Raw genomic sequence first — 18,425 nt, forward strand, 5'->3', positions numbered from 1 at the left:
AGCGCTGTCAGCGTGCCCGGACCCCGTCTCGGGCGAGCGCGAGGAGTGAGCTTGCGAGCCCCGCAGTCGCGAGCGAAGGACCACAGCAGTGAGGAAGTGACTCGATGAGCCTGCTCGACGTCCGTGACCTGAGCGTCGTGTTCCAGCGGCGCGGCGAGCGGCCCTTCACCGCCGTGGACAAGGTCAGTTTCACGGTGGAGCCGGGGCAGACCGTCGGCCTGGTCGGCGAGTCCGGCTGCGGCAAGAGCGTGACCAGCCTGGCCATCATGGGCCTGCTGCCCAAGCGCGGTAACAAGGTCACCGGTGAGGTGCTCTTCGACGGCACCGACCTGCTGAAACTGCGACCCGACGACATGCGCGACCGACGCGGCCGGGAGATCAGCATGATCTTCCAGGACCCGCTCTCCTCGCTGAATCCCGTCATCCCGATCGGGGTCCAGGTGGCCGAGGTGTTGGAGCGCCACCAGGGCCGGGACCGCAAGCAGGCGCTGCGCGAATCGCGGGACCTGCTGGACGCGGTCGGCATCCCCGACCCGCAGCGGCGGCTCAGCGAGTATCCGCACCAGATCTCCGGTGGGATGCGTCAGCGCGCGCTGATCGCCATCGCGCTGGCCTGCAAGCCTCGGCTGCTGATCGCCGACGAGCCGACCACCGCGCTCGACGTGACCATCCAGGCGCAGATCCTCACCCTGCTCAAGCAGTTGGTCGACGAGACCGGCACCGCGCTCGTCATGATCACGCACGATCTGGGCGTGGTGGCCGGGCTCTGTGACAGCGTGAACGTCCTCTACGGCGGCAAGGTGGTCGAGCGGGAACGGCGGCACGAGCTGTTCGCGCACGCCCGGCACCCGTACACCCACGGGCTGCTCAGCTCGGTGCCCCGGCTGGACTCTCCGCGCGGTGAGCGACTGCACGCGATCCGCGGGTCGGTTGCCGACAACATCCCGTGGGTCGAGGGGTGCGCCTTCGCGCCGCGCTGCGACAACGTCGTGGACGCGTGCCTGGAAGGGCCGCCGCCGCTCGAACCCACCGCCACCGGAGGCGACCTCCGCTGCAACAACCCCGTCTCCGAGGAGGTGGCGGTCCGATGACCGAACAGACCGAACCCCTGATCGAGCTGCGCGACGTCAAGGTCCACTTCCCGATCAAGAGCGGCCTGCTCTTCGACCGCACCATCGGGTACGTCTACGCGGTGGACGGGGTGTCGCTGAGCATCCGCAAGGGCGAGACGTACGGCCTGGTCGGCGAGTCGGGCTGCGGCAAGTCGACGTTGGGTCGTGGCCTGCTGCGGCTCGTCGAGCCGACCGAGGGCGAGATCGTCTTCGACGGCATCGACGTGCGTTCGCTCAAGGGCGAGGCCATGCGGCAGGCCCGCCGCCGAATGCAGATGATCTTCCAGGATCCGCTCTCCAGCCTCGACCCCCGACAGTCGGTGGAGTCGCTGTTGGTGGAGGGGCTCAAGGCGCACGGGTTGGCCGGCGACAAGGTCGAGACCAACCGGAAGCTGCGCGAGACGCTGGAGGCCGTCGGCCTGCCCGCGTCCGCCCTCGGCAAGTATCCGCACGAGTTCTCCGGCGGCCAGCGCCAGCGGATCGGCATCGCCCGCGCGTTGGTGCTCAACCCGGACCTGATCGTCGCCGACGAGCCGGTCTCCGCGCTCGACGTGTCGATCCAGGCCCAGGTGCTCAACCTGCTGGAGGACCTGCAGAACGAGCGTGGCCTGACGTATCTGATCATCGCGCACGACCTGGCGGTGGTGCGTCACATCGCCGACACGGTGGGCGTCATGTACCTCGGCGGGCTGGTGGAGGAGGCGTCCAGCGACGACCTCTACCGCGAGCCGATGCACCCGTACACCCGGGCGCTGATGTCCGCGGTGCCGGTGCCCGACCCGCTGGTGGAGGACCGCCGGGAGCGGATCCTGCTTGCCGGTGACCTGCCGTCGCCGACCAACCCGCCGTCGGGCTGCCGGTTCCACACCCGGTGCCCGTGGGCGCAACCCACCCGGTGCGCCGACGAGCGGCCGGAACTGCGCGACGTCGTCGGCGGACACCGGGTGGCCTGCCACTTCGCCGAGGACATCGCTGCCGGTCGGATCCGGCCGCACGAGGTCGAGGTGGAGCTGGTCCGCCCGAGCGAGGGCACCGGCCCCGTCGACCCGCCGGGCGAGTTGATCCCCACCCCGTGACGCAGCCGGGGGCCGTCCGGGAACGGGTGGCCCCCGGGCAGCGCGTGCTCCGGGTGGCTCAGCCCTCGGGGCGGTGCAGCAGGCCCACCGCGACGCCGTGTACCGCGTCCAGTCCCGCCGGGTCGGCCAGCGCGACCGACGTGCCGGTCACCGCGTACCACTCGTCGGCGTCCTTGTACTGCACCCGCAGGGTGACCTTGCCGTCCGCGTACTCGGTGCGCAGCGTCAGGTCACCGGTGACCACGCCGACCTCGTCGGTCATCACGCCGCCGGGGCCGGGCACGATGTCGGTGGTGCGGCTCTGCGGGCCGGCCGCGCCCCCCGAATCCGCGACCATGCCGGCACCCGGCACGGCGGCGGGCGTCTCGGCGGCGCCGTCCGCGGTCATGCCGGCGGCGGCCGGGACGCCTCCCCCGGCGGCGGTCACGTGTCGCTCCCCACTCAACAGCCCTCCAACATGTCGGTCAGGGCGGCCTTCTCGGCGCTTGTCACCGTCAGCCGCCAGTAGTGCTTGACCGTCACCCAGTCCTGGGCGTACTTGCACCAGTACGATCGGTTTGCCGGCTTCCACTGGGACGGGTCCTGGTCACCCTTTGCCCGATTGGAGGACGCGGAAACCGCGAAGAGCTGCGGACGGGTGGTGTCGTTGGCGAAGTCACCGCGCTTCGCGTCGTCCCACTCGTCGGCACCGGAGCGCCACGCGTTGGCCAACGGCACCATGTGGTCGATGTCCACGTCGGAGGGATCGGAGAAGCTGCGACCGTCGTACACGCTCTCCCAGCGCCCACCGACCACGTTGCAGCCGGAGAGCTTCACGTCCTTGCCGTCGCGCTGGAGGATGCTGTCCCGCACGTCGCAGTTCTTGCCGGTGTCCCGCCAGTGCGGGAAGTGGTCCCGGCTGTAGCCCTTCATCGACCCGGCGGTGGCCACGGTGAGCTGGCTCAGCTGCTCTGCCGCGTTGCCGCCGTCGTTCGACGACGGTGGTGTGGTCGGCTCGTCCTGCGGGACACAACCGGCCACGCCGAGTGCCAGCGCCGCGGCGAGCGCGATCACCGCCGCTCGCGGTCCTGATCTGGTACGCACAGACGACACCTCTCCAGCTTGCGGTCTCCCGGCGATTGCGCACAGTACCCGGGAATGGTTTCGGCGTTTCGTGGCGTCTCCCACATGATGCAAGGCAGATTGGTGGGATGACCGCACCCGTACCGGCGCCCGCCCTCAGGATGGGCACCACCGCCGGCCGGGGCACGCTGCTCGCCGCCGTGCTCGCCTCTGGCATGGTCTTCCTCGACAGCACCGTCGTCAACGTGGCCCTGCCGAAACTCGGGCAGGATCTCGGCGCGAACGTGGCCGATCTTCAGTGGACCATCAACGGCTATCTGCTGATGCTGGCGGCGTTCGTGCTGCTCGGCGGCGCGCTCGGGGACCGCTTCGGTCGCCGGCGGATCTTTCTCATCGGGGTGGTCTGGTTCACCGCCGCCTCGGTGCTGTGCGGGCTGGCCCAGGACACCGGCATGCTGATCGCGGCCCGGTTCCTCCAGGGCGCCGGTGGCGCGCTGCTCACGCCCGGGTCGCTGTCGGTGCTCCAGGCCAGCTTCCACCCCGACGACCGGGGCCGGGCAATCGGTGCCTGGGCCGGGCTGTCCGGGGTGTCCACCGCGCTGGGACCGTTCATCGGGGGCTCGCTGATCGACACGCTGTCCTGGCGCTGGATCTTCTTCCTCAACCTACCGATCGCCGTGCTCGTGGTGCTGGCCGCGCTGCGCTGGGTGCCGGAGAGCCGGGACGAGAGCGCCTCCCGGACCGCGGGGCCGGGTCGGACCCGACGGCGCTTCGACGTCGGAGGAGCACTGCTCGGCGCGCTCGCGCTGGCCGGCGTCACGTACGCCCTGATCGACGCGCCGGCGCGTGGCTTCGACTCCGCCCCGGTGCTGATCGCCGCGCTGGTCGGGGTGCTGTCCGCGGTGACGTTCGTGCTGCTGGAACGACGGCGGGGCGATGCCGCGATGCTGCCCACCGGGCTGTTCAGCAGCCGGCTCTTCTCGGTGCTGAACATCTTCACCGTGGTCGTCTACGCGGCGCTCGGCGGCTTCACCTTCTTCTTCGCCGTCTACCTACAGAACGTGGTGGAGTGGTCGGCCTTCCGCACCGGCATCGCGTTGCTGCCGATGACCCTGCTGCTGTTGGTCGGGTCGGCCCGAGCCGGAGCGTTGTCGGCGCGGATCGGGCCGCGGCTGCCGTTGACCATCGGGCCGGTGGTGGCCGCGGTCGGTCTGCTGCTGCTGCGCGGCGTCGGCCCGGGCGCGTCCTACTGGACCGACGTGCTGCCCGGGGTGCTGCTCTTCGGCATCGGGCTGACCCTGGTGGTGGCACCGCTCACCGCATCGGTGCTGGCCGCCGTGCAGGACCGGTTCTCCGGGGTGGCCAGCGGCTTCAACAACGCCGCGTCCCGGGCCGGCGGACTGCTCGCGGTGGCGGCGCTGCCGCTGCTCGTCGGCCTGTCCGGCAGCGGCTACGCGCAGAAGGCCGAGCTGACCGACGCGTTCCGGGGCGCCATGGTCTGGTGTGCGGGGCTGTTGCTGGCCGGGGCCGTGCTGGCCCTCGTGCTCGTGCACCGGCCGCCCCGCGCGGCCCCACCGTCGCAGCCCTGCCACTCGATGCCCGCGGCCACACCCCCGAGGTAGGCAACCACCTCGGGGGCGCGGCGCGTCAGCTGCGGGCGCGGTTGACGGCGCTGGTGACCGCCTTGATCGAGGCGGTGACGATGTTGGCGTCGGTGCCGACACCCCAGACCGTCCGACCGTCGACCTCACACTCCACGTACGCGGCGGCCTGCGCGTCCCCACCCGAGGAGAGCGCGTGCTCGTGGTAGTCGAGCACCCGCACGCCCACCCCGACCGACTGGAGCGCGTTGACGTACGCGTCGATCGGGCCGTTGCCGATCGCGGCCAGGGACCGCTGCTCGCCGCCCACACCGACCTGGGCCTCGATCTCGACCTTGCCGTCGGTGGTGCCGATCGTGTAGCTGCTCAGCCGGACCGCCGGGTCGGGCTGGTGGTCGAGCAGGTAGTGCGTCGCGAAGATCTCCCACATGGCGCTGGGGTCGACCTCGCCGCCGTCGTGGTCGGTGACGTGCTGCACCACCCCGGAGAACTCGATCTGGAGCCGGCGCGGCAGGTCCAGTTGGTGCTCGCTCTTCATGATGTACGCGATGCCACCCTTGCCGGACTGCGAGTTGACCCGGATGACCGCCTCGTAGGTGCGGCCCAGGTCCTTCGGGTCGATCGGCAGGTACGGCACGGCCCAGGTGTGCTCGTCCATCGGCACCCCGGCGGCCTTCGCGTCGGCGGCGAGGGCGTCGAAGCCCTTCTTGATGGCGTCCTGGTGGGAGCCGGAGAAGGCGGTGTAGACCAGGTCGCCCGCGTACGGGTGGCGCTCGTGCACCGGCAGTTGGTTGCAGTACTCGGCCGCGCGCCGGATCTCGTCGATGTTCGAGAAGTCGATCATCGGGTCGATGCCCTGGGAGAACAGGTTGAGCCCCAGGGTCACCAGGTCGACGTTGCCGGTGCGCTCGCCGTTGCCGAACAGGCAGCCCTCGATGCGGTCCGCGCCGGCGAGCAGGCCCAGCTCGGCGGCGGCGACCCCGGTGCCGCGGTCGTTGTGCGGGTGCAGGCTCAGCACCACGCTGTCGCGGCGCGGCAGGTGCCGGTGCATCCACTCGATCGAGTCGGCGTACACGTTGGGGGTGGCCATCTCGACGGTGGCCGGCAGGTTGATGATCAGCGGCCGGTCCGGCGTGGGGTCGATCACGTCGATCACCCGGGAGCAGACCTCCAGCGCGTACTCCAGCTCGGTGCCCGTGTACGACTCCGGCGAGTACTCGTAGAAGATCTCGGTGTCCGGGGTGTGGATCTCCGCGTACTTCTGGCAGAGCCGCGCGCCGGTCGTGGCGATGTCGGCGATGCCGTCCCGGTCCAGCCCGAAGACCACCCGCCGCTGGAGGGTGGAGGTCGAGTTGTAGAAGTGCACGATGGCCCGCTTCGCGCCGCGCAGCGACTCGAACGTCCGCTCGATCAGGTGCTCCCGGCACTGCGTGAGCACCTGGATCGTGACGTCGTCCGGGATCATGTCCTGTTCGATGAGCTGCCGGACGAAGTCGAAGTCGGTCTGGCTGGCCGACGGGAAGCCGACCTCGATCTCCTTGTAGCCCATCTGGACCAGCAGCTGGAACATCCGCCGCTTGCGCTCGGGCGACATCGGGTCGATCAGTGCCTGGTTGCCGTCGCGCAGGTCCACGGCGCACCAGCGCGGCGCGGCGTCGACGTGCCGGGTGGGCCAGGTGCGATCCGGCAGGTCGATCCGGAACTGCTCCCGGTACGGCTGGTAGCGGTGGTACGGCATCCGGCTTGGGCGTTGCCGAGCGATCGGATCGGTCTCGGCGTCGGTGACAGGTTGAGCCATCTCAGAGTGCTCCCTGGAACATGTGGCGTCAGCAGATCGGAAGGTGTCGGCAGGATGCCGGGCAACGGTGCGCGGCGGTGCCGAGAAGAAAATCGGATGTGCTGGACGGCGCGATGCGACTCCGCGACGAGGTGCCGGCCGGTCAGGCCTCGTCGCGGCGGCTAAGGAGGAGCAGCGCCCGCCACATGACCACGTAACCCTACGTGATGAGGCGGAGGGGGGAAAGGCAGGTCCGGACTATGGGACCAGTGTTCCGGCCTGTTCCGGGGCCTCGGCACCCAGTCGTGGAGTCCGTTCGGCCCAGGCCACCACCGGTACGACGGCCAGCCCGACGAGCACGAAGATCGCTGCGGCCGGTAACCAGCCCCACCCGCCGGTGGTCACCCCGAGCGCGGTCAGACCGGCCGGGGCGATCAGGTACTGCACCTGGGAGCCGAGCCGGAACGCCCCCACGTACGCGCCGCGCTGGGCGGCCGGCGGCAGGGTGGCGGTGAGCCCCCAGGCGCCCGCTGACTCGATCAACTCGGCCAGGATCAGCACCAGGGCGGCGGCCACCAGCACCGCCACGGTGAGCAGGCCCCGGGTCAGCCCGGAGAGCGGCAGGACCAGACAGAACAGGGCGATCAGCAGGGCACCCCGGCGGGAGGCTCGGGCCGCGCCCGGCGCGGTGTCGGCGCCCCGGCTCAGACGTACCTGGAGCAGCACGACCAGGACCGTGTTGAGCAGCACCAGCCCGGCGATCACCGTCTTCGGGGCATCGGTGTGGGTGAGGATCCAGAGCGGCAGCACCGTCAGGTAGAGCGTCTGGTGTGCGGTGAGCAGCCCGGACAGCAGGGACACCGCCACGAACGGGCGGTCGCGGAGCACGGCGAGCCGACCCATCGGCTCCACCGGCCGGGTGACCTGCGGCAGCCGGGGCAGTCGCCGCACGAAGAGAGCCGTCACCAGGAAGACCGTCGCGATGAACCAGACCATTCCCCGGTACGCCGCCATCGTGTCCACCGTCAGCACCACGCCGCTGATCACCGCACCCAGCCCGAAGCCGACGTTCAGCGACGAGCGCTGGTACGCCATCGCGGTGACCCGTTCGGCCGGGGGCAGCGCGTTGATCGAGTAGACCTGCACGGCCACGCCGCTCGCGGCCTCCACGGCGGCCAGAGCCACCACCACGGCGAGGAACCCGGCGAAGCCGCCGACGAACGGGTACGTCGCGAAGAGCGCCGCGTTGAGCACCAGCCCGACCACCCAGACCCGCTGCGGTCCGTACCTGTCGGTGAGTCCGCCCAGCGGCACCGTGCCCAGCAGCGACACCCCCGCCGCGATGGACAGCCCCAGCCCCACCTGGGCGGCGCTGAGCCCGAGCGCCCGGGTGAAGAAGACGGCGCTACCGGCGTGGAACAGCCCGCTGCCGACGGCGTAGACCATGGCCTGCACGGCCAGGGCGCGGGTCAGCCCGGCCGGCGGTACGACGTCTCGGACGGCGGTACGGATCGATTCTCTGGTCCCCATGGTCGGGAAGTGAATCGGGTCCCCAAGACCTCGGTCGAATCTTTTAGGCTGGACCGAATCCTGCTCCTGGGGGGCGTGTGTCCGAGTTGCGGTTCAGCCTGGCCGACGTTGCGGGAGTGCGGCTCGCCGTGTCACCGGTCAACGAGACGGTCATGAGCATGTGGGCGCTGGCCAACCCGGTCCGCTACGCGGTGCACCTGCCCTGGATCGACCGGGCACGGGTGACGTTGCGTCGTCCCGAGGTGGCCGACCGGGTCCGGCCTCTGGTGGGGTTGGTGGTGCCGGGTCGCTGGCTGCCCGACTTCCTCACCCCGGCGGCCCGACCGAACGTGGAGATGGCCGAGCAACTCGACCAGATCGCGGCGACGCCACCGGCCGTGGTGGCCCAGGACCTGCTGGCCACCACCTGGCAACGACCGCTGAGCCCGTTCGGGCGGGCCCTGCTGGCCGACCCTGGCGGGCTGCTGCCGCAGGTGGTCGACGCGGTGCGGGTCTGGTACGACGAGGCGATCGCCTCGGACTGGCCGCGGATGCGGGCGCTGCTCGACGCCGACGTGGCGTACCGGGCCGCGCAGCTCGCCGAGAGCGGCGCCGGTGGGTTCTTCGAGCAGCTCCACCCGAGCCTGCGCTGGCACGGCGACCGGGTGGTCAGCGACGACACGTTCGAGCGGGACTTCGACCTCCGCGGTCGCGGGCTGGCGCTGAACCCGACGGTCTTCACCGAGCAGCACGTGCTGTGGAACCTGCTGGAAGATTCGCTGCCGGCCGCCGCGTACCCGGTCCGTGCCGTCGGGACGCTCTGGGAGGCGACCGGGCCGCCGCCCGGCGACCCACTGGCCCGGGTGATCGGCCCCGGCCGGGCCGCGCTGCTGCACCTGCTCGAGACGGCACTGACCACCACCGACCTGGCCCGACTCACCGGGATGTCCGCCGGAAACGTCTCCCAGCACCTGACCGCGCTGCACGCCGCCGGCCTGGTCTCCCGGTCCCGGCAGGGTCGGCACGTCCGGTATCGCAACACCGAGGTCGCGGCCGTCCTGCTTCGCGCCAGCGGCGGCGGGTAGGTCCGTTGACCGGTCAGCCGAGCAGGAGTTCGGCAAGCGGTCGACGGCGGCGCAGACCGGTCTCCTCGGCGACGAGGTCGGCCGGGAGGCTGAGCGGGTCACCGAGTTGCCCCACCGCGAGCACCGCGTACGGCCGCACGTCGGCGGGGAGGTGCAGGTCGGCGCTGAGTCCGACGCGATCCACGGTGAGGACCTGGCGCACGTGCAGCCCGAGCGCGGTGGCCTGCACGGTGAGATGGGCGACCGCCTGACCCAGGTCGTAGGCGACCCCGTCGGGTGGCGCGGCGTCGGGCGCGGTGTCGCCGTCGACGTGCGCGGCGAGCAGCAGGGCGGCGGCACGGTGTGCCCAGCGTTGGTCGCGCTCGGGCAGGTTGACCAGAATCCGCTTCCAGGTCTCGTCGTCGCGGTGGCCGAGGGTGAACCGCCAGGGTTGGCGGTTGCCCAGGGACGGCGCCCAGCGGGCCGCCTCCAGGAGGAGGGACGCGTCCGGGGCGGTCAACCCCTCGGTGGGGTGGAACGCCAGCGGACTCCAACGGTAGGCGAGTAGCGGAGTGAGATCGGCCATACTCCGGATCGTCCCTTATGGGCGATTAGCTCTCCTGGGGTGGGGTGACCAAATGTGGGCAAGGGCACCCGTAACGGGATGAAGATCAGGGCGTTCCCGCGCTTGGGCTGTCCGACGGGTCAGGGGTCGGCGGCGCGGCGGTGTCCAGCGGGTCCCGGTCGACCACCATCGGGCCGGCCAACTGCACAGTGGCCGGCGCCGCCCCCGGCGGTGCGGCCAGCCGCAGCGTCCCCGCCCCGGTCCGCACCCCGGTCGGAGTGCCGTCCCGCTCGTAGCAGTAGATGCCCACCTCCACCGGAGCGTTGAGCGACGCCGAGGTGGAGTCCACCGAGTAGCAGGTGCCGGTGAGGCCCTCGGGTGGGCTGGCGGGAGCCACCGCCAGCGGTGCGCGCCGGTCGGTGAGCACGTCCAGCCAGTCGGTGAGCGGATGCTGGACCCGGGGGTCCGACCGGCGGGGGATCGCGTCGTCGCGCTCACCGAGACGTACGCAGCTCGCCGACTCCGGTCGCCCGGCCGAGGGCAGGGCGCACTGGAACAGCCCGTCGTTCGTGGCGGCTATCGAGACGTCGGCAGTGCCACCCCATGCGCCACCCGGCACGTCGACCCGCCAACTGCCGTCGTTCGCGCTGGTGAACGTGATGGTGCGAGTCGGCTGACCGGTCTGGCTGTACGCGTACTGCGCCACCAGGTGGCGATCCTGGGCAGCCGCGGCCAGGGCGGCCAGGTCGTCCCGCGCGGTGTCCACCGCGACCGGCCCCGGATCGGCGGGCGGCGGGGCCGGAGGCCGCGCATCGGCGCAGGCGACCAGGAGAGCCGGCAGGGCGAACACGAGCGGCCCGAGCACGCGGACGGCCGGGCGGATGAGGACGGGCACCGGCCCATTCTGGTGGGTCCGGACTGCTGGTGGGCGCCAGCGGGTGACGGCTCGTGCCGGCGTGTCGGACGGGTCGTCGCCGCGTACCGCCGGGGTTGGTGGGAGCGGCCCGGCCGCCCCGCGCGGGCCGGATGGTGGGATCACCTGACCCGGCGTCGTTACCCGCCGGATACCCTCAGGGGGACTGACACGCGCCGCCGGCCCCGGTTCCGGCGGCGTCGGCACGCTCAGGGTCGCTGGGAGGGAGTGCACCGTCGTGGCACTCGTGGTGCAGAAGTACGGCGGGTCCTCCGTCGCCAACGCCGAGCGGATCAAGCGGGTGGCCGAGCGCATCGTCGCCGCCCGCAAGGCCGGCGACGACGTGGTGGTGGTGGTCTCCGCGATGGGGGACACCACCGACGAGCTGCTGGACCTGGCCAACCAGGTCAGCCCGCTGCCGCCGGGCCGCGAGCTGGACATGCTGCTCACCGCCGGGGAGCGGATCTCCATGGCGTTGCTCGCCATGGCCATCCACAACCTGGGGTACGAAGCCCGCTCGTTCACCGGCTCGCAGGCCGGCGTCATCACCACCTCGGTGCACGGCCGCGCGCGGATCATCGACGTCACCCCGGGGCGGCTCAAGGGCGCGCTCGACGAGGGGTCGGTGGTCATCGTCGCCGGCTTCCAGGGCGTCTCGCAGGACACCAAGGACGTCACCACGCTGGGCCGGGGTGGCTCGGACACCACCGCCGTGGCGCTCGCCGCCGCCCTGCACGCCGACGTCTGCGAGATCTACACCGACGTGGACGGCATCTTCACCGCCGACCCACGGATCGTGCCCAACGCCCGACACATCCGGCAGATCACCTACGAGGAGACGCTGGAGCTGGCCGCGTGCGGCGCGAAGGTGCTGCACCTGCGTAGCGTGGAGTATGCCCGTCGGGCGGGGTTGCCGATCCACGTCCGTTCGTCATACTCGACCAACACCGGCACGATGGTCACCGGATCGATGGAGGACCCTTCCGTGGAGCAGGCCCTGATCACCGGCGTCGCGCACGACCGCAGCGAGGCCAAGATCACGATCGTCGGGGTGCCCGACGAGCCGGGTGCCGCCGCGCGGATCTTCGACACCGTCGCCGGCGCCGAGATCAACATCGACATGATCGTGCAGAACGTCTCCACCGAGGGCACCGGTCGGACGGACATCTCGTTCACCCTGCCCAAGGCCGACGGCCCCACCGCGATGGCCGCGCTCAGCAAGATCCAGGAGCCGGTCAAGTTCAAGGGCCTGCTGTACGACGACCACGTCGGCAAGGTCTCGCTGATCGGTGCCGGCATGCGCTCGCACCCGGGTGTGGCCGCCGGCTTCTTCGCCGCGCTCGGCGCCGCCGGGGTCAACATCGAAATGATCTCCACCTCCGAGATCCGGGTCTCCGTGGTCTGCCGCGACACCGACCTCGACGCCGCCGTCCGCGCCATCCATGACGCGTTCGAGCTGGGCGGCGACACCGAAGCCGTGGTCTACGCGGGGACGGGTAGGTAGCGCCGATGACGGCGCTGCCCACCCTCGCCGTGGTCGGAGCGACTGGTGCCGTCGGCACCGTGATGTGTGAGCTGCTCACCGGTCGTCGCAACGTCTGGGGTGAGATCCGGCTGCTCGCCTCCGAACGCTCGGTCGGCAGGCGGGTGCGCTGCCGGGGTGAGGACGTCGTCGTCCAGGCGCTGACCCCGGAGGCGTTCGACGGGGTCGACGTGGCGATGTTCGACGTGCCCGACGAGGTCTCCGCCGAGTGGGCGCCGATCGCCGTCGAGCGCGGTGCGATCGCCGTCGACAACTCCGCCGCGTTCCGGATGGACCGGGACGTTCCGCTGGTCGTTCCGGAGATCAACCCCGAGCAGGTCCGCAACCGGCCCCGGGGCATCATCGCCAACGCCAACTGCACCACCCTCGCGATGATCGTCGCGGTCGCGCCCCTGCACCGCGAGTACGGCCTGCGGGAGCTGGTGCTCGCCTCCTACCAGGCGGTCTCCGGTGCCGGCCAGGCCGGCGTGGACATCCTGCACGACCAGCTCACCAAGGTCGCCGGGGATCGCGCGCTCGGCTCGCGCACGGGCGACGTCCGCCAGGCCGTCGGCGACGACCTCGGTCCGTTCCCGGCCCCACTGGCGCTCAACGTGGTGCCCTGGGCGGGCTCGCCCGCCGACGGTGGCTGGTCGTCGGAGGAGATGAAGATCCGCAACGAGTCGCGGAAGATCCTCGGCCTGCCCGACCTCAAGGTGTCCGCCACCTGCGTCCGGGTGCCGGTGGTCACCGCTCACTCGGTGGCCGTGCACGCGGTCTTCGGCACCGAGGTGGATGCCGAGGGCGCCCGCGAGGCGCTGCGCAACGCGCCCGGGGTCATCCTGGTCGACGATCCCGCCGCCGGGGAGTTCCCGATGCCGATCGACGCCGTCGGCACCGACCCGTCCTGGGTCGGCCGGATCCGCCGCGCCCTGGACGACCCGCGTGCTCTGGACTTCTTCGTCACCGGCGACAACCTCCGCAAGGGCGCAGCCCTCAACACCGCCCAGATCGCCGAACTCCTGGCCAAAGAGTTCCGCACCCCCTAACCCCACCCCACCCCACCCACCCCCCACCCCTCCCTGCCCTCCCTCCCTCCCCTCCCTCCCCACCCCCCGCTACGGCGATCTTGCAGTTTCTGCCGTGACATAAGGGGCGTAACCGACACAAAACGGCGACCGAAAGTGCAAGATCGGCGGGGTGGGTCAGGCGGCGGAGAGGTGGACTCCGTCTCGGCCCTGGCGTTTCACCGCATAGAGGGCCTGGTCGGCTCTGCGGAGCGTCCGGTCGGGGGTTTCACCGGGACGGGGCAGTGCGACGCCCACGCTGATCGTGCGGCCGATGCGCCGGGCCGCCTCGGTCAGCCGTTCGGCGATCCGGACCGCCTCCTCGGGGCGACTCACCTCGATCACCGCGACGAACTCGTCGCCACCGATCCGGTACAGCTCGTCGCCGTGCCGGAGCGCCTCCTCCAGGGCGCGGGCCAACCCGACGAGCACCCGGTCGCCGGCCTGGTGGCCGTACGTGTCATTGACGATCTTGAAGCCGTCCACGTCGATCGCCAGCAGGGCCGTACGTCCCGGGGTGGCCGCCGCGATCCGCTGCCCGAACGGGCCGGTGTGCCGTAACCCGGTCAGCGGGTCGGAGCTGGCCTGCTCCCGCAGTCGGGCCAGCGTGCGGAGGCGGTCCAGGGTGGTCCAGGCCTGCCCGGCGAGCAGTTCCATCAGGCTGACCGTTGTCGGGTCCGGGTGCAGGGCGCGTTCGTCGGCGACCAGCAGCATCCCGCCGGCCTCCGGTGACCCGACCGGAACGGCGACCACGGTCTGCGCCCCCGCCTGGGTCAGCGGCCGGTAGTCCTCGGTCGGGGGGTGCCCCGCCTCGCCCAGCGTGTACCCGGCGCCGTAGCGGTGTGCCCGGTCGACCATCCGGGCCAGGGCCGTCGGGCCGGCCTCGGTCAGCTCGGCGCGGATCCGGGTCTCCAGGTCGCTCGGCGTCGCCGGGGGAGGGCCGATTTGGCCGGCGACGAGCAGGAGCGCGGTGGAGAGGGTGGAGACCTCCCGGGCGGCGCGGGCCGCCGCGTCCAGCAGCTCCGCTTCGGTGAGTGCGGCGGAGAGTGCGGCGGTGTGCCGGAGCAGCTTCTCGCTGCGGCTCTCCTCGGGCGGGCCGCCGAGTGCGGCGATCCGCGCGCCGAGCCGGTCGGCCAGCCACTGCGCCGTCTCCCGCCACAGCTCCAGGTCGGCTGGCTCACTCCACTGCAGGTCGAGCACGCCGATCGCCCGTCCGGTCGGGTCCAGCACCGGCACGCACAGCTCGGCGGTCACGTCCGGGCGTACCGGAAGGTAGTCCGGGTCGGCGGTGACGTCCGGGACGACGGCGGGGGCGCCGGTGGCGTACACCCGTCCGACGATGCCGGTTCGCGCCGGCACGGTCGCGAAGACCTGCCAGGCCCCGGTCGCCGCGACACAGCGCAGACGGTCGTGGGCCGTGAGCAGCACGGAGATCGTCGCGTGGGTGTGCCGGGACAGTGCGGTGACCGTCCACCGACAGGCCTCCGGCACGCTCGACGCCATCGGGAGGCGGGCGATGACGTCACGGCTGACTCGCTGATGATCCACTCGCACGTCGTTCCAGGTAGGGGAGGGGCCGGCCGGCGCCGAGCCGCGAGATCAAGCGTACTCACGGTGGCGGGAACCTCCGGCTTCGTACACACGTGCTATCCACAGGCTGTGGACACGGCCTGTGGGCGGTGCCACCGAGTGTCGGAGTTGACGGTTGCGTTTGCGCATGCCAATAATAGTTGGCATGAGCCAAGGTGAGCTATGGGAGAGCTGAGCGGCGACCGGCTGGTCGAGGTCCTTGCCACGCTGGCCAGCCCGCACCGACTGCGGGTGCTCGCCGCGCTGACCGGTGGACGCGCGTACGTCTCGCAGCTCGCCCGCGATCTGGGCATCAGCCGCGCGCTGCTGCAGGTGCACCTCAAGAAGTTGGAGAAGGCCGGGCTGGTCACCGCGCATCTGGAGTTGTCCGAGGACGGCAAGGCGCTCAAGTACTACGAGACCGCGCCTTTCTCGTTGCACCTCACGCCCGACGTGGTGGCGGCCGCCGCCACCACCCTGAGCACCGCCGGAGACGGCGATGCCGTACCGAAAGGAACAAGTTAGATGGACGTCACCGCCTCGGTCTTCCTCGTCGTCGTCGCCGCCCTGCTCATCTCGGTCGTCTGGTATGCGGGCGTCCGCACGCGGACGGCGGTCGCCGGCGAACTACAGCGGCAGTACGCCGAGCAGGCCGCCGAGACCCAGCGCCTGCTCACCGACGTGAGCGCGCAGTTGGCCGACCTGAACCGGCGCACCGCGGACATGCAACGCATCCTCAAGGACGCCGAATGACAGCCCTCGGCCTCAGCCCGCCGGTCACGCTCCTCAACGTTCCCAACGCCATCACCGCCGTCCGCACGGCGGGTGCCGTCGGGCTCGCCGTGGCGGCGCTGACCCAGCGCAGCGCGCACCTGCTGATCGCCGCCTACCTGCTCTACTGGATCGGCGACATCCTCGACGGTGCCGCCGCCCGGAGCCTGGGACAGGAGACGCGTACCGGCGCGGTCTTCGACATCGTCGCGGACCGTGCCTGCACGTCGGCCTGCGCCGCCGCGCTTATCGTGCTGCGGCCCGCCGCGGCCCTGCCGATCGCGGTGTTCCTCGTTCAGTTCATGGTCATCGACCAGTTGTTGAGCCTGATGTTCCTGCGCTGGCCGCTGCTCAGCCCGAACTACTTCGCCCGCGTCGACAGGCGCGTCTACCTGTGGAACTGGTCTCCGCCGGCCAAGGCGCTGAACACCGCCGCGGTGGTGCTGCTGGCGATCTTCGCGCCGATGCCGGTGGCCGTCACATTCGCCCTCGCGGTCGCCGCGGTGAAGATCGTCTCGTTGGTCTGCGCCGCCAAGCTGCCGGCGGGACTCCCGCGTACCCGACCATGATCGCCGTTCTGGTGGCCGCCGGCGTCGGGCTGCTGTCGGCCTTCCTGCCGTTCACCCCGGCCGAGCCGTACCTGATCGCGACAGTGGCCACGACAAGCGCGCCGCCCGTGGCGCTCGGCGTGGCCGCCGCTGCCGGGCAAACTGTCGGCAAGGTCCTGATCTTCCTCGGCGCGCGCGGCGCGATCCGCTCGACGTGGCTGCAACGGCGGCTCCGCGGACGTCCGCCCGCCGCGCCGGCCCGACCGGGTCGACTGGGCACGATGCTGGCGCGCCCAAAGGCGGCCGGCGCGCGACTCGTCGAGGTGCTGGAACGCCCGCACCAGTCGACCGGGATGCTGCTGGTCAGCGCCATCAGCGGCCTGCCTCCGCTGCTGGCCGCCAGCGTCTACCTGGGACGCACACCCATGCGTCCGGTCACCTTCGCGGTGACGTGCCTGCTGGGCCGGGCGATCCGCTTCGTGACTGTCGCGCTGGCCCCGCAACTCGCCGGCTACTGAACCGGCGACCGTCGGCCCGACCGCGACGACAGGCCGGACGCGCCGGACTGCCACCGGACGGCCTCGCCAGGCACCTCGTTCAGGCACCCAGGAACACCGCGCCCAGCGATAGCGTGAAGCTCCCGGCGCCGAGGAGGCGAGCCCATCCTGAGGGAGCCTGTCGTGGTGCTCTGGTACGTCGCGTACGGCTCGAACATGCACGCCGCACGCCTGGCGTGGTACATCGGTGGTGGCTGCCCGCCCGGTGGGGGGCGCACGTACCCGGGCTGCCGGGATCGGCGCCCACCGAGCCGGTCGGTCCCGGTGTCGCTGCCCGGCGGGATCTACTTCGCCGGCGAGTCCCGGGCCTGGACCGGGGGCATGGCCTTCTACGACCCGCACCTGCCGGGCGAGGCCGCCGCCCGCGCCTATCTGGTCACCGAGGAACAGTTCGCCGACATCGCCGCCCAGGAGATGTACCGCCCGGCGGGTGCCGCCGCCGACCTGATTCCCGCGACCGGGGCGGCGATCGAGGCGGCCATCACCGACGGACGGGCGACGCTCGGCCCCGGCCGGTACGAGACGTTGGTCTGCCCCGGCAGCCGCAGCGGCGTCCCCCTGCTCACCTTCACCGCACCCGAGGGGGCGTCGGCCACCCCGTGCCGGCCGCCCGCGCCGATCTACCTCGGCATGATCGCCCGTGGTCTGCGAGAGGCACACGGCTGGCCGGCCGAGCGGATCACCAGCTATCTGGCCGCCCGGCCCGGCGTGGCCGACGGATGGCGCCCTGACGCCGTCGCCGCCCTGGTCAGCGAGGTGCTGGTCGACGTGTGACCGCCGGGCGGTCCCGGCCCGCACCTCGGCCCGGCACGTGGCCCGTCGGTGGGCAGGCCGTCAGCCGAGCAGGAACTCCCGCAGCGCGGGAGCGAGCGTCGCCGGCGGCACGTCGTGGTAACCACCGTCGAGGCTGATGGATCGGCCGCCCGGGACCGCCTCGGCCGCGGCCACACTCGCATCCCTCAGCCACTGTGGACTGCCGGTGCTGTGCACCCCGAGAGTCGGCACCGTGATCGCCGCCAGCCGGTCGGTGGGCAGTCGCCCTCCGGCGGTGACGATCGAGTCGTACACCAGGGTGTGCGCGATTGCGGTCAGTCCGCCCCACATCGGCTGCGACCGCATCCCGGTGATCTGCTCGGCCGGCAGCCCCACCGAGTCGCTGAGGAAGAGCCCCACCGCGCCGTCCCGGTCGTCGGCGGCGATCAGCTCGATGAGCTGCGGGGTGATGTCCTTGCGGACGCCCACGTGCGGGCCGACCTGGAACGGTGGCTCGAACAGCACCAACCTGGTCACCGGAAGGCCCTGCGCGGTGGCGAGGGCGGCCAGGACCGCCCCGGAAGAGATGCCGTAGACGGCGGCGGAACCACCCGCCGCGGCGATCAGGGCGGCCAGGTCGTCGATCTCACGACCGATCTCGTACGGTGCGGTGTCGCCGCTGAAGCCGCGCCCCCGACGGTCGTAGCTGAAGGTGGTGAGATCCGTCGCCAGTGCCGCACCCAGGTCGCGGGTCGCGTTGCGATCGCTGAACGCGCCACCGACCAGGATGATCGCCGGCCCGGCACCTGACCGTTCGAACGCGATGGGTGTGCCGTCGGCCGACCGCACCTGCTCCGCCACCGGTGTCGTTCCGCTCACGATGTCGCCCCCAGCCCTCGTTGGTCGTCCCGTCCTTTCTAGACCCTGCGTACGACGTTGTCCGGCAGACCGCGGCAAAC

19 protein-coding genes are annotated in these 18,425 nt (G+C 71.6%); 11 read left to right on the forward strand and 8 right to left on the reverse strand.

What is annotated here, in order from left to right; genetic code table 11:
• Positions 1 to 104 precede the first annotated feature (104 nt).
• Positions 105 to 1,091: an ABC transporter ATP-binding protein gene (locus tag ACFYPM_RS05365; RefSeq protein ID WP_387191543.1), complete on the forward strand. Its 987-nt coding sequence runs from the start codon at positions 105 to 107 to the stop codon at positions 1,089 to 1,091.
• Positions 1,088 to 2,188: an ABC transporter ATP-binding protein gene (locus ACFYPM_RS05370; RefSeq protein ID WP_387191545.1), complete on the forward strand. Its 1,101-nt coding sequence runs from the start codon at positions 1,088 to 1,090 to the stop codon at positions 2,186 to 2,188. Before ACFYPM_RS05365 ends, ACFYPM_RS05370 begins: the two co-directional genes overlap by 4 nt.
• 58 nt (positions 2,189 to 2,246) lie before the next feature.
• Here ACFYPM_RS05370 and ACFYPM_RS05375 read toward each other — a convergent pair whose 3' ends face one another.
• Together ACFYPM_RS05375 and ACFYPM_RS05380 are read right to left on the reverse strand one after the other, a co-directional pair.
• Positions 2,247 to 2,636: a hypothetical protein gene (locus ACFYPM_RS05375; RefSeq protein ID WP_387193334.1), complete on the reverse strand. Its 390-nt coding sequence runs from the start codon at positions 2,634 to 2,636 to the stop codon at positions 2,247 to 2,249.
• Complete coding sequence (locus ACFYPM_RS05380; RefSeq protein ID WP_387191547.1) at positions 2,630 to 3,271, reverse strand: HNH endonuclease family protein; 642 nt, start codon at positions 3,269 to 3,271, stop codon at positions 2,630 to 2,632. Before ACFYPM_RS05380 ends, ACFYPM_RS05375 begins: the two co-directional genes overlap by 7 nt.
• Positions 3,272 to 3,378: 107 nt before the next feature.
• Here ACFYPM_RS05380 and ACFYPM_RS05385 point away from each other — a divergent pair, with 107 nt between their 5' ends.
• Positions 3,379 to 4,872 (forward strand): MFS transporter, encoded by a 1,494-nt coding sequence (locus tag ACFYPM_RS05385; RefSeq protein WP_387191549.1) that lies wholly within the window; start codon positions 3,379 to 3,381, stop codon positions 4,870 to 4,872.
• A 25-nt stretch (positions 4,873 to 4,897) separates the two neighbouring features.
• On the opposite strand, the gene leuA is transcribed toward ACFYPM_RS05385, so the two are convergent.
• Both leuA and ACFYPM_RS05395 read right to left on the reverse strand, forming a co-directional pair.
• Positions 4,898 to 6,649, reverse strand: coding sequence for a 2-isopropylmalate synthase (gene leuA, locus ACFYPM_RS05390; protein ID WP_387191551.1), 1,752 nt, complete (start codon positions 6,647 to 6,649; stop codon positions 4,898 to 4,900).
• Between the two features lie 237 nt (positions 6,650 to 6,886).
• Complete coding sequence (locus ACFYPM_RS05395) at positions 6,887 to 8,158, reverse strand: MFS transporter (RefSeq protein WP_387191552.1); 1,272 nt, start codon at positions 8,156 to 8,158, stop codon at positions 6,887 to 6,889.
• A gap of 77 nt (positions 8,159 to 8,235) precedes the next feature.
• On the opposite strand from ACFYPM_RS05395, the gene ACFYPM_RS05400 reads away from it, so the two are divergent.
• Positions 8,236 to 9,222, forward strand: coding sequence for a DUF5937 family protein (locus ACFYPM_RS05400; RefSeq protein ID WP_387191554.1), 987 nt, complete (start codon positions 8,236 to 8,238; stop codon positions 9,220 to 9,222).
• 13 nt (positions 9,223 to 9,235) lie between these two features.
• Here the strand turns inward: ACFYPM_RS05400 and ACFYPM_RS05405 are convergent, their stop codons facing one another.
• Together ACFYPM_RS05405 and ACFYPM_RS05410 are read right to left on the reverse strand one after the other, a co-directional pair.
• Positions 9,236 to 9,787 (reverse strand): nitroreductase family protein, encoded by a 552-nt coding sequence (locus ACFYPM_RS05405; protein ID WP_387191556.1) that lies wholly within the window; start codon positions 9,785 to 9,787, stop codon positions 9,236 to 9,238.
• Positions 9,788 to 9,872: 85 nt separating this feature from the next.
• Positions 9,873 to 10,661, reverse strand: a complete 789-nt coding sequence (locus ACFYPM_RS05410; protein WP_387191558.1) for a hypothetical protein — start codon at positions 10,659 to 10,661, stop codon at positions 9,873 to 9,875.
• A 256-nt stretch (positions 10,662 to 10,917) separates the two neighbouring features.
• Here ACFYPM_RS05410 and ACFYPM_RS05415 point away from each other — a divergent pair, with 256 nt between their 5' ends.
• Together ACFYPM_RS05415 and ACFYPM_RS05420 are read left to right on the forward strand one after the other, a co-directional pair.
• The gene (locus tag ACFYPM_RS05415) at positions 10,918 to 12,183 is read left to right on the forward strand and encodes an aspartate kinase (RefSeq protein ID WP_357255498.1); all 1,266 of its coding nucleotides are present in this window, start codon (positions 10,918 to 10,920) and stop codon (positions 12,181 to 12,183) included.
• A 5-nt stretch (positions 12,184 to 12,188) separates the two neighbouring features.
• Positions 12,189 to 13,250, forward strand: a complete 1,062-nt coding sequence (locus ACFYPM_RS05420) for an aspartate-semialdehyde dehydrogenase (protein WP_387191560.1) — start codon at positions 12,189 to 12,191, stop codon at positions 13,248 to 13,250.
• A gap of 156 nt (positions 13,251 to 13,406) precedes the next feature.
• Here the strand turns inward: ACFYPM_RS05420 and ACFYPM_RS05425 are convergent, their stop codons facing one another.
• Positions 13,407 to 14,771, reverse strand: a complete 1,365-nt coding sequence (locus ACFYPM_RS05425; RefSeq protein ID WP_387193337.1) for a diguanylate cyclase — start codon at positions 14,769 to 14,771, stop codon at positions 13,407 to 13,409.
• A gap of 249 nt (positions 14,772 to 15,020) precedes the next feature.
• Here ACFYPM_RS05425 and ACFYPM_RS05430 point away from each other — a divergent pair, with 249 nt between their 5' ends.
• The 5 genes from ACFYPM_RS05430 to ACFYPM_RS05450 all read left to right on the forward strand — a co-directional run bounded on the left by ACFYPM_RS05430 (position 15,021) and on the right by ACFYPM_RS05450 (position 17,487).
• Positions 15,021 to 15,362: an ArsR family transcriptional regulator gene (locus ACFYPM_RS05430; protein ID WP_355029869.1), complete on the forward strand. Its 342-nt coding sequence runs from the start codon at positions 15,021 to 15,023 to the stop codon at positions 15,360 to 15,362.
• The gene (locus tag ACFYPM_RS05435; protein ID WP_357255492.1) at positions 15,363 to 15,590 is read left to right on the forward strand and encodes a hypothetical protein; all 228 of its coding nucleotides are present in this window, start codon (positions 15,363 to 15,365) and stop codon (positions 15,588 to 15,590) included.
• Positions 15,587 to 16,177, forward strand: a complete 591-nt coding sequence (locus ACFYPM_RS05440; RefSeq protein ID WP_387191562.1) for a CDP-alcohol phosphatidyltransferase family protein — start codon at positions 15,587 to 15,589, stop codon at positions 16,175 to 16,177. Before ACFYPM_RS05435 ends, ACFYPM_RS05440 begins: the two co-directional genes overlap by 4 nt.
• Positions 16,174 to 16,674: a hypothetical protein gene (locus tag ACFYPM_RS05445; protein ID WP_387191564.1), complete on the forward strand. Its 501-nt coding sequence runs from the start codon at positions 16,174 to 16,176 to the stop codon at positions 16,672 to 16,674. The genes ACFYPM_RS05440 and ACFYPM_RS05445 overlap by 4 nt, the downstream gene beginning before the upstream one ends.
• Before the next feature lie 162 nt (positions 16,675 to 16,836).
• Entirely contained in the window at positions 16,837 to 17,487 is a 651-nt protein-coding gene (locus ACFYPM_RS05450) for a histone deacetylase (protein WP_387191566.1), read from the forward strand.
• A gap of 60 nt (positions 17,488 to 17,547) precedes the next feature.
• Here ACFYPM_RS05450 and ACFYPM_RS05455 read toward each other — a convergent pair whose 3' ends face one another.
• Positions 17,548 to 18,345 carry an alpha/beta fold hydrolase gene (locus ACFYPM_RS05455; RefSeq protein ID WP_387191568.1) on the reverse strand — a complete coding sequence of 266 codons (798 nt, stop codon included), beginning with the start codon at positions 18,343 to 18,345 and terminating at the stop codon, positions 17,548 to 17,550.
• Positions 18,346 to 18,425 lie beyond the last annotated feature (80 nt).

Origin of the sequence: Micromonospora sp. NPDC005203 (assembly GCF_042872705.1) — a bacterium.
Taxonomy (GTDB): domain Bacteria; phylum Actinomycetota; class Actinomycetes; order Mycobacteriales; family Micromonosporaceae; genus Micromonospora.

Coding starts and splice junctions, on each gene's coding strand:
- ACFYPM_RS05385 (WP_387191549.1), top strand. CDS start 3,379: ATGACCGCACCCGTACCGGCGCCCGCCCTCAGGATGGGCACCACCGCC.
- ACFYPM_RS05365 (WP_387191543.1), top strand. CDS start 105: ATGAGCCTGCTCGACGTCCGTGACCTGAGCGTCGTGTTCCAGCGGCGC.
- ACFYPM_RS05445 (WP_387191564.1), top strand. CDS start 16,174: ATGATCGCCGTTCTGGTGGCCGCCGGCGTCGGGCTGCTGTCGGCCTTC.
- ACFYPM_RS05420 (WP_387191560.1), top strand. CDS start 12,189: ATGACGGCGCTGCCCACCCTCGCCGTGGTCGGAGCGACTGGTGCCGTC.
- ACFYPM_RS05430 (WP_355029869.1), top strand. CDS start 15,021: ATGGGAGAGCTGAGCGGCGACCGGCTGGTCGAGGTCCTTGCCACGCTG.
- ACFYPM_RS05370 (WP_387191545.1), top strand. CDS start 1,088: ATGACCGAACAGACCGAACCCCTGATCGAGCTGCGCGACGTCAAGGTC.
- ACFYPM_RS05435 (WP_357255492.1), top strand. CDS start 15,363: ATGGACGTCACCGCCTCGGTCTTCCTCGTCGTCGTCGCCGCCCTGCTC.
- ACFYPM_RS05395 (WP_387191552.1), bottom strand. CDS start 8,158: ATGGGGACCAGAGAATCGATCCGTACCGCCGTCCGAGACGTCGTACCG.
- ACFYPM_RS05425 (WP_387193337.1), bottom strand. CDS start 14,771: ATGGCGTCGAGCGTGCCGGAGGCCTGTCGGTGGACGGTCACCGCACTG.
- ACFYPM_RS05405 (WP_387191556.1), bottom strand. CDS start 9,787: ATGGCCGATCTCACTCCGCTACTCGCCTACCGTTGGAGTCCGCTGGCG.
- ACFYPM_RS05440 (WP_387191562.1), top strand. CDS start 15,587: ATGACAGCCCTCGGCCTCAGCCCGCCGGTCACGCTCCTCAACGTTCCC.
- leuA (WP_387191551.1), bottom strand. CDS start 6,649: ATGGCTCAACCTGTCACCGACGCCGAGACCGATCCGATCGCTCGGCAA.